The sequence below is a fragment of the Flavobacterium sp. LC2016-01 genome (genome assembly GCF_009711135.1).
Taxonomy (GTDB): domain Bacteria; phylum Bacteroidota; class Bacteroidia; order Flavobacteriales; family Flavobacteriaceae; genus Flavobacterium.
In genome coordinates, this window is the sequence record NZ_WMIC01000001.1 from 334138 (window position 1) to 351020 (window position 16883).

Genomic DNA, 16883 nt, shown 5'->3' on the forward strand with positions numbered 1-16883 from the left:
ACTAGTGAATTGCGGCCTTGATACCAATTATGAATGTTCTCGAAGCTGGGAATGAGTTAAAGTCAATTCCTCCACCTAAATTGTTGCCTGAATGTCCATTAACCTCAGGGTCATTTCCAGAATAATTTGTAATCGTCAATAAATTTTGTCCGATAGCATATAATCTGATGCTGTCAATAAATTTCACTGATTTTAAAGCACTTTCAGGAATAGAATATCCTATAGAAACATTTTTCAAACGCAGGTATGATGCTTCTTCAACAAATTTAGAATTCACATAACTTCCGTATTTGCTTTTGTAGTAACCATCTCTTGGAATATCAGTGTTTTCATTAGTTCCAGCAACCCAGCGGTTTAAAGCATCTGTACTTGTAGATGATTCTCCCACCATTGCAGTCATATTATATACTGAATAATCAAAAGCGCCTTGGAAAAAGATATTCATATCAAAGTTTCCATATCTAAAATCATTATTAATACCAGCAATGTAATGCGGAATTGAATTTCCTAAATACGTTCTGTCAGCTGCTGTAATTGTTCCGTCTCCGTCAACATCAACATATTTTGGATCTCCCGGTTTAGAAAGTGGTTGCGGCGAATAGGTTTCTCCAGTTTTTATTACACCTGCATATTTATAACCATATAAAACGCCCATTTCTTTTCCAGGTTCTAATCTTGTAAATTCTTGTCCAGAAACAGTTCCGCTTGGATTTGAAGTATTTGTACTGATGATTTTTACATTATCAGCAAGAGATACAATTTCTTGTTTGTTGTAAGCTAAGTTTAAAGATGTACTCCAAGTGAATTTATCTGTTTTAAAGTTTACTGTGCTGATTCCCAACTCAATTCCGCTGTTGTCAATAACTCCAGAGTTAACTCTTTGTGTACCAAATCCCCACCATCCTCCAACAGGAACGTTCAATAAAGCATCACTCGTTCTTTTTTTGTAGGCGTCAATTGTAACTGTAACATTGTCATTAAAGAATCCCATGTCCAAACCTAAGTTCGTTTGAGCTGTTTGTTCCCATTTCAAATTTGGATTTGCCAAGTTGGCTGGTTCAGTACCCGCAACAAATTCATCAGGAGCAATCGTTACGCCCCATGATTGTAGTCTGCTCATATAGGAATAATCTCCAATACCATCACTTCCTGTAATACCATAACTAGCTCTTAATTTAAGATCAGAGAAAGTGTTCAGATTTTGAATAAATGATTCATTAGACAATTTCCAAGCCACAGCTCCTGATGGGAAAATACCAAATTTGTTATTTGGACCAAAACGAGAAGAACCGTCTTTTCTTATTGTAAAAGTGAAAAGGTATTTGTCATTGAATGCATAATTTAACCTTCCAAAATAAGAAGTAAGTTTTGTTTCTGTTTTTTCAGTTTCTGGTTTTAAATAAACTGCAGCACCCTGAAGATTATAGTAAGTAAGCAAGTCGCTTGAGAAACCAGTTCCAGCTGCTTTTACTCTTTCGTAAGTATCTTTTTGGTTGGAAGTTCCAATCATTGCAGTAAATACATGTTGTTCATTGATATTGAACTTATAAGTCAAATACTGCTCAGTACTCCATCTGAAATACGTTCTGTTTTCCTCAGATGCAGATCCTTTTAAAGCCGCTCCAGCTACTAAAGTACTTGGCGTATATTTTCCTTGGATAACTTCCTGCCATTCAGCACCGGCGCCAAAATGATATGTCAAACCTTTAATGATTTCATAATCTAAAAACATATTTCCGTTTACCATTCTATTGATAGTATGGTCAGTTGGTTCTAACAAAAGCGCTAAAGCATTGTCTTTACCTTGATATTTGTAATAAGAACCGTCAGCATTATAGATAGGAATTGTTGGAGGTGCAGTCTGAATAGAGAACATAGGAGATAAAATATTATCGCCAAAATCACTGTTATTTCCTTCACTTACAGCGCCATAAACATTAGTTCCCATGTTTAATTTATCATTAAATCTTTTCTCGCCGCCCATTCTCACCGTATATCTTTCAAAATCTGTATTTTCAATGGCTCCGGTTTGTTTTAAATAGTTTCCTGATAAGAAAAATTTCGATGTTTTATCGCTTCCGCTAAAAGTAAGCGTTCTGTTTAAAACCTCACCCGGACGCGTTGCAGCTTCAAACCAGTTTGTGTTTGCAATAGGAAAACTTGCAGGGAAAACTGGTGGTCTTCCGTTTTCAGAGGCAATTGCATTTTGGATATCAGCATATTGCTGTCCTGTAATTAAAGATGGTTCTTTGATAATATTTTGAAAACCATCTGAAATTTCGGCCTCAACCTGCATTTTGCCCGATTTTCCTTTTTTAGTAGTAATCAAAATAACTCCATTTCCTCCTCGTGCACCATAAATAGCAGTAGAAGCGGCATCTTTCAGAATCTGTATGTTTTCAATATCGTTAGGGCTTATCGATGCACCAGTACTTGTAATAAATCCGTCAACTACATACAAAGGCGCATTAGAAGTATTAATAGAGTTTCCTCCTCTAATTATAACCGAAGGATTAGTTCCAGGCGCGTAGCTGTTTTGCTGTACCTGAACTCCAGAAGCACGCCCCTGTAAAGCTTGGCCAACATTCGAAATTGTCCCGCCCAAGTTTAAATTATCTTTACTGATAGAGGCAACAGAACCGGTAAGATCTTTTTTCTTTGATTTTCCGTATCCAATAACAACTTCGTCTAATTTTTGTCCTGCTTCTTTCATGACAATTTTTAACGGACTGTTTCCTACTGACACTTCTTGATCTTCCATACCAATGTAGGTTACAATAAGTTTGGTAACATTATCTGCTACTGTAATCGAGAAACTTCCATCAACATCAGTCTGAACTCCTTTTGAAGTGCCTTTTACAAGAACATTTGCACCAGGAAGAGGCAAACCATTTTGATCGGTTACTGTACCTTTTATTGTTTTCTCAAAAAATAATGAAGTATAATTTTTATCAGAAGTGCTTATTGATGCAGCCGCCGAAGCTTGAAATGTAAAAACTAACAGTGAAAGAACTGTCAGTTTGATTTCTTTGCGGGATAAATTGTTAATCCGAAAATCTCTTGGCTTTTTTTGGGTTAATAATTTCATACTAAAAATTGGTTTTGGTTAATGTTTAATTGTTTTTTTCTGTTTGTAGGTTTTAGATTTCTTTTTTGATTGGCAATTTCATTTTTGTTTTTTGATTTGACATTTTTCTGTCTTTTTTTCGATTAAAAAAATCACTTAATTTTTCAATCAAAATACTGCTTGTTTAGTTCAATTTTAATCATTTTTCAAGCTTCAAAATCATCAAAAATTTCACCGATTTAACTTGGTTTTAAGATTAATCTCTGACGAAACTATAGATTATATTTTTATAAAACAAGAAAAAACACAAAAAATGTGCTCGAACACACAAAATTTATGTTCTCGAGCACATAAAATTGTGCGAAACGTTTTTTTTGACTTAAATTCTTGCTATTTTTATAAAATATTTTAGAAATAGAAGCACCGCAGTAATTGTGGCTTTTTTATGCTTAATTGCTGTTTAGATGAATTATAAATGATGTTTTGATGAAATGTTGTGAAATTCGCAATTACAAATCCGAAAATGTAGATATTATACAGCATTTTCTGATGCCTTTTTTTAGCAATAAAATTGATTTGCAACAATTTTTATAAATTCTTAAGCGCATTTTTTTTCTTAGAATATACGCTATCTTAACGATCGAAAAAGTAGACTTAAAATGGAAGGTAAATTTCAGTCAATCCGAGTTTTTCAAGAAGCAAAAAATTAACAAAATTTAAGAATAAAATCATGAAGGAATATCAAGTAGTTTTAATAGATAAAAATCTGAAAAAAAAGAGTGGAATTTTGGATTTATCTGCTTGGGAAAATGCAAATTGTCTCAGCGATTTTTCTTCACCTTGGAACAGTGATCCGATTTCTAAAATTGAATTTCGTGCACTTTGGGATTTTGAAAACCTGTATTTTAAATTCAGCGTTTTTGATACTGATATTTATATTGATGAAAAAGATAATAGTTTTGACAGTATTGGAAACTCAGACCGAGTGGAACTTTTTTTTAGAACAGATAATTCTTTAAATCCATATTATTGTCTCGAAATAGATACTGCTGCAAGAGTAATGGATTTTATGGCAAAGCCGAATAAAGATTTTGATTTCAGCTGGAAATGGCCAAAAGAAGATTTTAATACTAAGGCATCAAAAGATGAAATTTCTTTTATAGTAGAAGGAAATATCAGTATTGAATCATTAAATAAATTGCATTTGATTCAGAACAATACAATTGAAACGGGGATTTTTAGAGCGAAATTTTCTAAAGATGAAAATCAAAACTATCAACCAACCTGGATTTCATGGGTAAATCCAAATACTGCTGAACCCAATTTTCACATTGCTTCTTCGTTTGGAAAGTTGATTTTGATGAAGTAGGCTTCAAAAAGGCTCAAAGAGACAAAGAGGCAAAGGAAAAGAAGCCTTAGAATCTTAGCATCTTAGAACCTTAGTATCTTAGAATAGAACCTTACGAATAAAAAGATGCATTTTCGACATTAATAATATCGATTGGCAACAAAATAGTTTCCGGAATTTCTTTTCGGAATAGAAAATGATCTACTAAAGTACTCACTCCTAAGTAAGCCTGCCTTTTTTGATTTTGGTGAATTAAAAAATGAACCAACCCCTGATTTAAGAAATTGACATTTTTTTCGATTAAGTCATAACCAATAAGAGCAATTTTTTTGTTTTTTGCCGAAGATAAAACAGAGGCTATTTGATATGCTTTTGAAGTTGTAATGAAAATACCGCTTAAATCTGGGTTTTCTTCTACAAATGCGGCAAATTTAGTTTCGATGTTTGAAAATTTAAGTTTCAGAGTGGTTAGAGAAAAGTCAGAAAGCTTTTTTTCCTCAAAATAATTTCTGAAGCCTTTTTCCTTTTCTTGCATGTGAACTGCATTTTTAAGGCTTTCATCAATATGGATAATTGCGATTTGGCCTTTGCTTAAAATCAAATTCATCAAACTTGCAGCAACACGGCCGCTTTTATGAAGATCTTGACCAACAAAACTTTTAATCGACGAAGATTCAACTTGGTTATTAAAAGTGTTCACGATAATTCCTAATTCGTCATACTGTTTAATGATTTCAACGGTTTCTTTATGAAAAAGAGGCGCGAGTAAAACAGCATCAGGTGATTGTGCAACAATGGTTTCGTGTGTTTTTAAAAATGACTTTGTGCTTTCTGGATTAAAATAATACGTTTCAATAATAACACTGTAAGCCTTAAACTCAACAATAGCATCTTGAATTCCGTTTACGCACGGAAGCCAGTACGGATCAATTTCTGGATCGGGCAGAAGTACACAAATACGATAAACTTTAGTGTTTTTTAAATTTCGGGCAATTAAGTTGGGCTCATAATCGATCACATTCAAAACCTCGTTGATTTTTTCAAGTGCTGTAGGAGAAACCTTTCCTCTATTATGCAAAACACGATCGACAGTTCCCTTAGAAACTCCAGCCATTTTTGCAATATCCTTTATCGTGTACTTTTTATCCATATGAGCAAATATAGAAACTTTGATTTAATTATTTTGAAAAAACTTTATTGAAATTAAGTTGTGTGCTCGAGAACATTATTTAAGTGTGTTCGAGCACATTTTTTATTTTTTTCTTGTTTTATCAAAATATAATCTATAGTTTCGTAAAATCAAAACTGAAAATCTAAAATAAATTTATAACCAATAAATATTGTAATGTATTGATTTGCAATATTTTAATGTAAAGTTTTTACATGAAAAAAATTACTTCATTAGCCCCAGGCCGTACGTGTCTCTTTGGAGATCATCAGGACTATTTAGGTTTGCCTGTTATAGCCTGCGCGATAGACCGAAATATAAAGCTGACAGCAGAACAAAATAACACCGATACTTTTGTTATTAATATGATTGATATTAATGAAATTCGTGTCATTGATATTAATGCAACTTTTGAAAAATTAGAACCGCGAGATTATTTCGCCTCATCACTGCGCGTTTTGCGCAGACATGGCTGTATTCCTACATCAGGTTATAACATTACAATCACTGGCGATATTCCAATTAATTCGGGAACATCAAGTTCATCTGCTTTGTTAATGGCTTGGATTCGGTTTTTAATCGAAGCTTTCGGAGCCGATGAAGAAGCGACTCCAGATTTTATCGCCAAAATTGGATATGCATCTGAAGTTTTGGAACACGGAGAACCGGGCGGCATGATGGATCATTTTAGTATTGGAGCTGGAAATATCGTTTATATAAATACGAAAGTTCCTTTTTCGTATCGATGCATCGGCACAGAATTAAAAGGTTTAATTACGGGTGTTTCTGGCGTTCCAAAGGAAACAATCGGATTAATTGGCGAATTAAAAGGAAATGCTTTGATGGCTATTGCTATTGTAAAGCAAAACTATCCTGATTTTGATTTAAATGCTTCTGAAATTGAAGATGTTGATCGATATAAAAATTGTCTTCCAGATCGTCTGATTCCGTTTTTTGAAGCTGCTTTAAAAAATTATCATTATACAAAAGAAGCTTTAAAAGAATTTGAAAAACCGGTTTTAGATCTTAAAAAAATTGGTTTCTGGATGAATCAGCATCATGAAGTTTTGCGCGATTTATTAAAAAACACAGTCCCTCGTATTGATGACATGATCAATGCCGCTTTGCGAGCAGGCGCTTACGGAGCTAAAATTGTAGGTTCTGGCGGTGGTGGAAGCATCGTTGTTATTGCTGATCCTGTAAAAGAAGCTCAAGTTATCGAGGCTATTTTAAAAGCTGGCGCACAAGAAGCTTACGGTGTAGCAGTTGCTCCTGGCGTTAGAATTATTGAAAATATTGAAATTTAGAGAAAGAAATATGCACAACAATTTAGTTATTCTTGCGGGCGGAGCATCGTCTCGTATGAAAAAAGAAGCCGTTACAGATAATTTAACTCCAGAAGAAATCGCTCAGGCAAATGAAAGAAGCAAAGGCTTAATTGGCGTTGGATCAAGCGGAAGACCTTTATTGGATTATCTTTTATTGAATGCAAAAAAAGCGGGTTACCAAAATATTTACATTATTATTGGTGAACAGGGACAATTGTTTAAAGAGTTTTATGGAAGTCATGATACTGATAATGATTTTCATGGTTTGAATATTTCATTTGCGGTTCAATATATTCCTGAAGGAAGAATAAAACCTTTTGGAACGGCAGATGCACTTTTCCAAGCTGTTGAGCAGTTTCCGGAGCTGAATGAATTGGAATATTCTGTTTGCAACAGCGATAATTTGTATTCTGCAGAAGCTTTATTGGCTTTAAGAAAAACAGCTAGTCCAAATGCGTTTATCAGTTATGACCGCGATGCTTTAGAGTTTCCTTTAGAAAGAATTTCGCGTTTCGCTATTGCAAAATTGGATGAAAATAATCAACTGCTGGATATTTTAGAAAAGCCGACTGCAAATGATTTGCAAAATTATAAAGATGTTGAAGGAAAAATCAGAGTTAGCATGAATGCTTTTAAGTTTACAGGAAAGACTTTGTATTCGCATCTGAAAAATTGCCCAGTAAATCCTGAAAGAGACGAAAAAGAATTGCCAACTGTACTTTTAAATACCGTAAAAGCAAACCCAAATACAACTATCGGAATTCCGTTTTCTGAGCATGTACCTGATTTAACTGCAAAAGAAGATATTGCTGACGTTAAAGAATATCTTAAAAAACACTATCCAGTACTTAATTGGGAGTCTTAAAAAATATTAACAAAAATTTCATATCTATTTTAGGATAAGTACTTCTTATTGCATTACATTTGCATTGCAAAAAAATCGCAAATAGTTGCGCAAAAAATGCAAATTAAATGTTTAGCGTTGATTCTATCATAGATTGAAAGCGAAAAATCTATTAACAATCAACCCAAAGTATTATGTCAAACATTGAAAATGTCATCCAAGCAGAAAAAAGGAATGCAATTATTCCGATGGTCATCCTGACCGCATTATTTTTTATTCTCGGATTTGTAACCTGGCTAAACGGACCTTTAATTCCATTTTTTGAATTAGCTTGTGAGTTGTCTTCTTCTCAGGCTTATTTTGTAACTTTTGCTTTTTATATTGCTTATTTTGTTATGGCAGTGCCATCATCATGGGTTATCGAGAAAGTAGGCTACAAAAATGGTATTTCGTTAGGATTATTAATAATTGCTTTAGGAGCATTTTTGTTTTATCCAGCAGCTGAAAGCCGTACTTTTTTACTGTTTTTAGTAGCGCTCTTTGTCATGGGAACTGGTTTAGCAATTTTACAGACGGCTTCAAATCCGTATGTCGTTGTAATTGGTCCAAGGGAAAGCGCTGCAGCAAGAATCAGTGTTTTAGGAATTGCCAATAAATTAGCAGGATTTGTAGCACCAATTATATTAACGGCTTTGGTTTTGTCAAATATGCAGGAGTTCACGGCAGACAAAATTGCAATGCTGGATTCTGTTTCAAAATCAAATGCATTAGATTCTCTTGCATTACAATTGCAAAGACCTTATCTTTATATGGGGTTGATTATTATGGTTTTAGCTTTATTTGTAAAGCTTTCGCCTCTCCCAGAAATTGATTTAGATGAAGAAGGAAATATTTCAAATCTGAGTATTTTCAAACAAATTAAAAATGCATTCAGACGTCCTCAATTGGTTTTGGGAGTGATAACTTTAATGCTGTATTTGGCTGCCGAAGTTTTGGCAGGAGATTCAATTGGAGGTTTTGGAAAACAATTAGGCGTTTATGGCGACGAAGGAAATTTTTATTTAAAACTGACTTCTTTTACCATGTCGGCAATGGTTGTGGGCTATATTTTAGGAATAACATTGATTCCAAAATACCTTTCGCAGGTAACAGCTTTAAAAGGATCTGGAGTTTTAGGAATCATTTTGGTCCTCGCAATTGTTATGATTTCGCCTAAATTGGCTGTTCAGCTGCCGGGAATTCCAAGTTTGCCAATTGTCATTCTGTTAGTTGCTTTATTAGGTTTAGCAAATGCACTTTGCTGGCCGGCGATCTGGCCAATGGCGTTAGAAGATCTAGGCGGATACACTAAAATAGGAAGTGCCATTTTGATTATGGGAATTATTGGCGGTGCTATTTTTCCTTTGTTTTATGGTTTGATTACCGAAACAATAAACACATCAAATATCGCGGCCGGAACACAGGCAACATCGCGAAGCGGTAACCAGTTGGCCTATTTAATGCTTTTACCATCGTATCTAATGATTCTTTTTTATGCTGTAAAAGGGCATAAATACAGAAGATGGTAGAATAAAGAAGAGAAATTAAAAAAACTATATCATGTTAAAAAGTAAAATCGACAAAGCAACGGGATTCGAAAAACGATTCGAAAACATCAATACGGTTGTTTTTGAAAATTCGTCAGATGCTTCAAAAGCAGTTGCTCAAGAAATTGCAGCTTTAATTCAGTCAAAACAAAAAGAAAATCAGCCTTGTATTTTAGGTTTGGCAACAGGCTCTTCGCCAAAAGGATTGTACGCTGAATTAGTTCGTCTGCATAAAGAAGAAGGTTTGAGTTTTAAAAACGTAATCAGTTTTAATTTGGATGAATATTATCCAATGGAACCAAACTCAATCAACAGTTATGTTCGTTTTATGAAAGAATTGCTGTTTGATCATGTCGATATTTTACCTGAAAATGCTCACGTTCCAGACGGACTTTTAACAAAAGAACAAATCGCCGATTATTGTCATGAATATGAAGCTAAAATCGAAGCTTTAGGCGGAATCGATTTGCAGATTCTTGGAATTGGAGGAAACGGACATATTGGTTTTAACGAATCAGGTTCGCTTCAAAACTCTAAAACACGTTTGGTGGCTTTGGATCATATTACAAGAGTTGCCGCAAGCAAAGATTTCTTCGGATTAAATAATACGCCAAGAACGGCAATTACGCTTGGGGTTAAAAAAATCATGGAAGCCAAAAGAGTAATTTTATTGGCTTGGGGAGAAGGAAAAGCAAATATTGTAAAAAGATCTGTTGAGGATGAAGTTACGAACCGAGTTCCAGCTTCGTTTTTGCAGGAACATGATGATGCTGTTTTTATTTTAGATAAAGAAGCTTCTTCAAAACTAACAAGAATTAATAAGCCTTGGTTGGTTGAAAAAATTGAATGGACTGATAAATTAACGCGCAAAGCGGTTTTAGGATTAGCACTAGATCTTAAAAAACCAATTTTAAAACTTACCGATGCCGATTATATCGAAAACGGAATGAGCGATTTATTAGCAGATTCTGGTCCGGCATACGACACTAATATTAAAATTTTCAATAAACTTCAAAATACAATTACGGGCTGGCCAGGTGGAAAACCAAATGCAGACGACACAAATCGTCCAGAAAGAGCAGAGCCGGCTAAAAAACGCGTATTGATTTTCAGTCCGCATCCAGATGACGATATTATCAGTATGGGAGGAACTTTCATGCGTCTGCAGGAGCAAGGGCATGAAGTTCATGTTGCGTACCAAACTTCAGGAAATATCGCTGTCGCGGATGATGAAGCGCTTCGTTTTGCAAGATTTGTAATTGATTACAATGAGAAATTCGGAATAAAAAGTGCTGAGGCGGATAATATCTATAAAAAAGCCGAATCATTTTTACAAAATAAAAAGAACAGTGAAATTGATATTCCAGAAGTTCGTTACATTAAAGGTTTGATCAGAAAAGGAGAGGCGAGAGCAACCAGTCATTTTGTTGGTTTAACCGATGATCAGATTCATTTTATGGAATTGCCTTTTTATGAAACTGGAACAATCGAGAAAAAACCAATCGGACCAGAAGATATTCAGTTAACGGTTGATTTAATTGAAAAAATCAAACCGCATCAAATCTACGCAGCAGGAGATTTAGCAGATCCGCACGGAACACACAAAGTTTGTCTGGATGCTATTTTTGAAGCTGTAAAAGTTCTAAAACCAAAATCATTTATGGATGACTGTTGGTTGTGGTTGTACCGCGGCGCTTGGCAGGAATGGGGAATTGATGAAGTTGAAATGGCTGTGCCAATGAGCCCAGACCAAGTTTTAGCCAAACGTCATGGAATCTTCAAACACCAATCGCAAAAAGACGGCGTTGTTTTTCAAGGAACTGATGCCAGAGAATTTTGGCAAAGAGCCGAAGACAGAAACAGCGAAACAGCAGCTTTATATCAGCAATTAGGTTTAGCAACTTATGCAGCGATGGAAGCTTTTGTGAGATGGCATTATTAAGATGCTAAGATTCTAAGATTTTATATTCGCCACGAATTCACGAATTGATTTAAATATAATTCGTGAATTCGTGGCGAAAATCTTTTAAATCCTTTTAATCTGTGGCAAAAGAAAAAATAAGTGATAGTTTTGTATACAATTAAATTAAGCGGAATAATCTATTTTCTTTGTTCTAGCTTCTTTCTTCTCTAAAAAAAAATGGAACAAGACAAAAAACTTCTCATAAAATTAGCACACACTAAAATGCCTTTCGGGAAATACGAAGGCCGTTTTTTAATTGATTTACCCGAATATTATGTGGTTTGGTACCACAATAAAGGTTTTCCAAATGGAGAATTAGGACAGCAATTGCAGCTTATTTATGAATTAAAATTAAACGGTTTGGAAGAATTGATACGGAATATTAAGAAGCAATATCCAAAACCTATTAAATAGTAAGAAAAATCTTTGGCGGTTTAAAATTTTTTATTTAAGTTTGAAATACAAAAATATTATAATTTCCAAAAACAAAATGATACCACAGAATTCAAGCCTGAATTCATAAATGTGTACAAGTCAGTGTTTTTCAAATTATAATATTTTTTTTTGGTTTAAAACCTGCGTTGTGGTGACATTTATTAATATACTTCTTTATTTATTTTCTTTTAAAGTCTTCTCAAAAAATTTTTGAACTCAGAAATAAGGACTTTCCTCAAAAAAAACTCTAATTAAAAGTTAAAATTATCGATTACCAAACCAAGTAATCGATCTGTTTAAAAATTTGCAAATTATCTCATAATCTAATTGATAAATTGTCTAATTAAATTTGTACTTTTGCCAAGTTTTTTACACAACTACTTACAAACAACAACAGAATGAATCAAACAAAATATATTTTTGTTACAGGCGGTGTGACTTCTTCATTAGGAAAAGGTATTATCGCAGCATCTTTAGCAAAATTGTTACAAGGAAGAGGATACCGTACAACTATTCAAAAATTTGACCCGTATATTAATGTGGATCCAGGAACATTGAATCCGTACGAGCATGGAGAATGTTATGTAACAGATGATGGAGCTGAAACAGATTTAGATTTAGGTCACTACGAGCGTTTCTTGAATGTTCCTACTTCTCAGGCAAATAACGTTACTACAGGAAGAGTTTATCTTTCGGTTATTGAAAAAGAAAGAAGAGGAGAATTTTTAGGAAAAACGGTTCAGGTTGTTCCTCATATTACAAACGAAATTAAAGACCGAATGCAATTGCTGGGTAAATCTGGCGATTATGATATTGTAATTACTGAAATTGGTGGAACTGTTGGTGATATTGAATCATTACCTTACATTGAATCAGTTCGTCAGTTAGTTTGGGAATTAGGTGAAAATAACGGAATTGTTATTCATTTAACTTTAGTTCCTTATTTGGCAGCAGCAGGGGAGTTGAAAACAAAACCGACACAGCACTCTGTAAAAACATTAATGGAAAGCGGAATCAAAGCTGATATTTTAGTTTGCAGAACGGAGCATGAATTGTCTCAGGAATTACGTCAAAAACTAGCTTTGTTTTGTAATGTTAAGAAAGAAGCAGTTATTCAATCCATTGACGCTTCAACAATATATGAAGTTCCAAATTTAATGCTTGAAGAAGGATTAGATGTTGTGGCTTTGAAAAAATTAGATTTACCTAAAAAAGCAGCTCCAGATTTGAAAAACTGGAATACTTTTTTACGCAGAATAAAAAACCCAAAACATACCGTAAATATTGGTTTGATTGGAAAATATGTAGAAATGCAGGATTGTTACAAATCAATTTTAGAGGCGTTCATCCACGCAGGTGCTGCAAACGAAACTAAAGTTAATGTGATTTCTATTCATTCAGAACATATTAATATTGATAATGTTGCTGAAAAATTAAGCGTTCTTGATGGAGTTTTAGTAGCTCCTGGTTTTGGAGAAAGAGGTATTGAAGGAAAAATCGAAGCAGTTCGTTATGCACGTGAAAATAATATTCCGTTTTTCGGAATTTGTTTGGGAATGCAGATGTCTGTTATTGAATATTCTAGAAATATTTTAGGTTATGCCGATGCGAATTCTACAGAGATGAACGATAAAACGCCTCATCCGGTTGTGAATTTAATGGAAGAGCAAAAAACAATTACAGATAAAGGTGGAACAATGCGTTTAGGTGCTTGGAAATGTGATATTAAACCAAACACTTTAGCATATAAAATTTACGGACAGAAAACAATTTCTGAGCGTCACCGTCACCGTTATGAATACAATAATAAATATGCTGATGAATTGCAGAAAGCTGGTTTAAAAGCTTCTGGAGTGAACCCAGATACAGGATTGGTAGAAATTGTAGAACTTGAAAACCACCCGTTTTTCATTGGCGTACAATACCATCCAGAATATAAAAGTACAGTTGCAAACCCACATCCGATTTTCGTAAACTTTGTGGCCGCTGCGGTTAATGCGCATAAAAAATAATAATTCATTCTAAGAGGTGTAACTTTTAACTTAAACGGATAACTAATAACCTCGAACGAATAACTTTTTTAAAAATAATGGAAGAAAAAAAATTTGACCTTAATTCAATCATTGGTTTTGTATTGATATTTGGAATTTTGATTTGGATCATGTATCAAAATCAACCTTCTGAGAAGGAAATTGCTGCTGAAAAAGCCAAGAAAGAATTAGTTGCTAAGCAAGAAGCTCAAGCAAAAGCTGATAAAACTAAAACTGCTGTTGCACCAGTTGCAGCAACAACTCCAGGTGATACAGTTCAATTAGCGCAATTGCAAAAAACTTTAGGTGGTTTTGCTTATTCTGCGACGCTTCCTTCTGCAAAAGAATCTTTTACAACAATCGAAAACGAAAAGATTAAACTTAAAATTGCTAACAAAGGCGGTTACATCGTTGAAGCAACTTTAAAAGAATTTGAAAAGTTTAAAAAAGGTTCTAAACAATTAGTTGAGTTAATTAAAGACAATAATTCAAACTTAAATATTCAGTTACAGACTACTGACAACAGAACTTTAAATTCTAAAGATTTGTATTTTGAGCCAACATTAGAAAAAGTGGGTCAAGATCAGGTTTTGTCAATGCGTTTGAAAGCGGGTGCAAATGAATTCTTAGAGTACAAATATGTTTTAAAGCCAAATGATTATTTAGTTGGTTTTGATATTCGTTCTCAAGGACTTAATAAAGTTTTAAATGTTGCAAAACCATTAGATTTACAATGGGATTTAAAAACATACAGAAACGAGAAAAGTATTTCATATGAAAACCGTTTCTCTCAGGTTGATTACAAATACGAAGATTCAAAATACAGCAATGTAAGCGGTAATGGTCAAGGAAAAGAGGAAACGCCAACAAAAGTGAGTTTCGTAGCTTTCAAACAGCACTTTTTTACTACTATTTTAGCGACTGAAAAGCCTTTTGAAACTTCAAAATTACAATCGGATAATTTAGTTAAAGACGAAAAAATTGATACTGTTTTTACAAAACAATTCAGAGCTAATTTGCCTTTAGCATTCTCAAATGGAGAAGTTGATTACAAAATGAGTTTGTATTTTGGTCCTGCAGATTATAAGACATTAAAAGCTTACGATAAAAATTTCGAAAAAATTATTCCATTAGGATGGGGAATTTTTGGATGGATCAACAAATGGATCTTTATTCCTTTATTTGGATTCTTAAGTTCAACAATGGGACTTTCATTAGGAATTGCAATTATCATCTTTACCATTATCATCAAATTGGCAATGTCGCCAATTACATATAAATCGTTCTTGTCTCAGGCTAAAATGAAAGTTTTAAGACCTGATATTACAGAGTTGGGAGAAAAATACAAAAAAGACCCAATGAAAAAACAGCAGGAAACAATGAAACTGTACAACAAAGCAGGAGTAAACCCAATGGCAGGATGTATCCCAGCATTGATTCAGCTTCCTTTTATGTACGCATCGTTCCAGTTTTTCCCGGCGGCTTTTGAGTTGAGACAAAAAAGCTTCCTTTGGGCAGACGATTTATCATCTTTTGACTCAGTTGTTAAATTGCCATTTTCTATTCCATTGTATGGAGATCATATCAGTTTGTTCCCAATCTTGGCAGCAATTGCAATTTTCTTCTATATGAAAATGACTTCAGGGGATCAACAAATGGCTGCGCCTCAGCAAGAAGGAATGCCAGATATGGCTAAAATGATGAAAATCATGATTTATGTTTCGCCATTAATGATGTTAATTTTCTTTAATAGCTATGGTGCAGGATTGAGTTTGTACAACTTTATTTCAAACTTAATTACTATCGGAATTATGTTTGTGATCAAGAATTACATTGTAGATAGTACTAAAATTCACGCTCAAATTCAGGAGAATAAACAAAAAGAGCCTAAAAAACCTAGCAAATTCCAACAACGTCTTAATGAAGTAATGGAACAGCAAGAAGCTGCAAAAGCGAATAAAAAGAAATAGTATTTAGATTGATAAAAAAAACCGCTGTTGCAAAACAGCGGTTTTTTTATGCTTAAAATTTAGGTAACAAAACTTTATCAATGACATGAATAACTCCATTTGAACATTGTACGTCTGTAGCTATAATATTGCTGATTCTGTTATTTGCATCAGTAATTTTAGCTCCTCCGGTTAAGCCAATGGTGAAATTCTGACCGGCAAAATTGCTTACGATTTGACTATTTGTTAAAGAAGTTGAAAGTACGTTTGCGCCGGCAACCACATGATATTTTAAAGTTGTTTCTAAAACATTTACAGGGATAGCTGCAAGTCCGGAATATCCAGTTTCAGTTAAAAAATTAGAGAATGCTGTATTTGTAGGGGCAAAAACGGTGAATGGCGAACTAGCTGTACCAGATAAAATTCCCGCAAATCCAGATGATGGATTATAGGTCAAGGCAGCAACCAGTGTTGTGAAATTTTTATTAGCTATTGCATGATTCACAACAGTTGGCAGTCCAATTACGCCATCTACAACATGAATAATACCATTAGAAGCCGGGATATCAGCAATAGTTACCGTTGCTCCGCCATTTGCTTTTCCTCCGTTAATATCAACGCCAGAATTTTTTTCAAGGTACATACTTATAGTGTTTGCAGCTGATGCGCTTCCTTTGGCCAATGTTTTGACATAACCTGTTGTGATTTCACTTGATTTTACTTTGGTGTTTAAAACATGATTTAATAATAATTCTTTAAGTGCAGGTACGGGTACAGCATTCAGATCGGCATAACCATTTGCAGTTAGAAAAGCACTAAAAGCAGGATTTGTGGGAGCAAATACTGTAAAGGTGCCAGAAGATTTCAACGTTGTGGCTAAGTCTGCTTTTTGTAAAGCAGTTACCAGAGAGCTTAAATTTGGATTTGCTTGCGCAATCGATACAATTGTTTGGGGATTTTGACTTGAATCGTCATCATTGTTGCAGGAAACAGTGACGAAAGTAATTAACGCTAAAAGAGCAATTAATTTGATTTTAATTGTTTTCATAATATTGTTTTTTTTCGTTTGTACCGCTAAAGTAACTATTTTGTTTAACTTTTTTTACTAAAAATTAAACAAATATTAAATTTAATATAGATTTAACTATTTTGTTTAACAATGTAA

The 16883-nt window shown here is 34.0% G+C and carries 11 protein-coding genes; 8 read left to right on the plus strand and 3 right to left on the minus strand.

Annotated elements, in window-relative coordinates:
• Window position 1 precedes the first annotated feature (1 nt).
• Entirely contained in the window at window positions 2-3088 is a 3087-nt protein-coding gene (locus GKZ88_RS01510) for a TonB-dependent receptor (protein ID WP_155100637.1), read from the minus strand.
• A gap of 709 nt (window positions 3089-3797) precedes the next feature.
• Between GKZ88_RS01510 and GKZ88_RS01515 the strand changes: the two genes are divergently transcribed.
• The gene (locus GKZ88_RS01515; protein ID WP_155100638.1) at window positions 3798-4436 is read left to right on the plus strand and encodes a sugar-binding protein; all 639 of its coding nucleotides are present in this window, start codon (window positions 3798-3800) and stop codon (window positions 4434-4436) included.
• Window positions 4437-4527: 91 nt separating this feature from the next.
• On the opposite strand, the gene GKZ88_RS01520 is transcribed toward GKZ88_RS01515, so the two are convergent.
• Window positions 4528-5565, minus strand: a complete 1038-nt coding sequence (locus tag GKZ88_RS01520; RefSeq protein ID WP_155100639.1) for a LacI family DNA-binding transcriptional regulator — start codon at window positions 5563-5565, stop codon at window positions 4528-4530.
• A gap of 233 nt (window positions 5566-5798) precedes the next feature.
• On the opposite strand from GKZ88_RS01520, the gene GKZ88_RS01525 reads away from it, so the two are divergent.
• From GKZ88_RS01525 to yidC, 7 genes are all read left to right on the plus strand, one after another.
• A complete protein-coding gene (locus tag GKZ88_RS01525) occupies window positions 5799-6890 on the plus strand; it encodes a galactokinase family protein (protein WP_155100640.1) in 1092 nt (363 codons plus the stop codon).
• A gap of 10 nt (window positions 6891-6900) precedes the next feature.
• Window positions 6901-7776, plus strand: a complete 876-nt coding sequence (locus GKZ88_RS01530) for a sugar phosphate nucleotidyltransferase (protein ID WP_155100641.1) — start codon at window positions 6901-6903, stop codon at window positions 7774-7776.
• Window positions 7777-7949: 173 nt separating this feature from the next.
• Window positions 7950-9323, plus strand: a complete 1374-nt coding sequence (locus tag GKZ88_RS01535) for a sugar MFS transporter (RefSeq protein ID WP_155100642.1) — start codon at window positions 7950-7952, stop codon at window positions 9321-9323.
• A gap of 31 nt (window positions 9324-9354) precedes the next feature.
• Window positions 9355-11283, plus strand: coding sequence for a glucosamine-6-phosphate deaminase (gene nagB / locus GKZ88_RS01540; RefSeq protein ID WP_155100643.1), 1929 nt, complete (start codon window positions 9355-9357; stop codon window positions 11281-11283).
• Window positions 11284-11481: 198 nt separating this feature from the next.
• Window positions 11482-11718: a DUF3820 family protein gene (locus GKZ88_RS01545; RefSeq protein ID WP_155100644.1), complete on the plus strand. Its 237-nt coding sequence runs from the start codon at window positions 11482-11484 to the stop codon at window positions 11716-11718.
• 419 nt (window positions 11719-12137) lie between these two features.
• Window positions 12138-13751, plus strand: coding sequence for a CTP synthase (locus GKZ88_RS01550; RefSeq protein WP_155100645.1), 1614 nt, complete (start codon window positions 12138-12140; stop codon window positions 13749-13751).
• Between the two features lie 77 nt (window positions 13752-13828).
• Entirely contained in the window at window positions 13829-15739 is a 1911-nt protein-coding gene (yidC, locus tag GKZ88_RS01555; RefSeq protein WP_155100646.1) for a membrane protein insertase YidC, read from the plus strand.
• Between the two features lie 52 nt (window positions 15740-15791).
• Here yidC and GKZ88_RS01560 read toward each other — a convergent pair whose 3' ends face one another.
• Window positions 15792-16766, minus strand: coding sequence for a fasciclin domain-containing protein (locus tag GKZ88_RS01560; protein WP_155100647.1), 975 nt, complete (start codon window positions 16764-16766; stop codon window positions 15792-15794).
• Window positions 16767-16883: the final 117 nt, after the last annotated feature.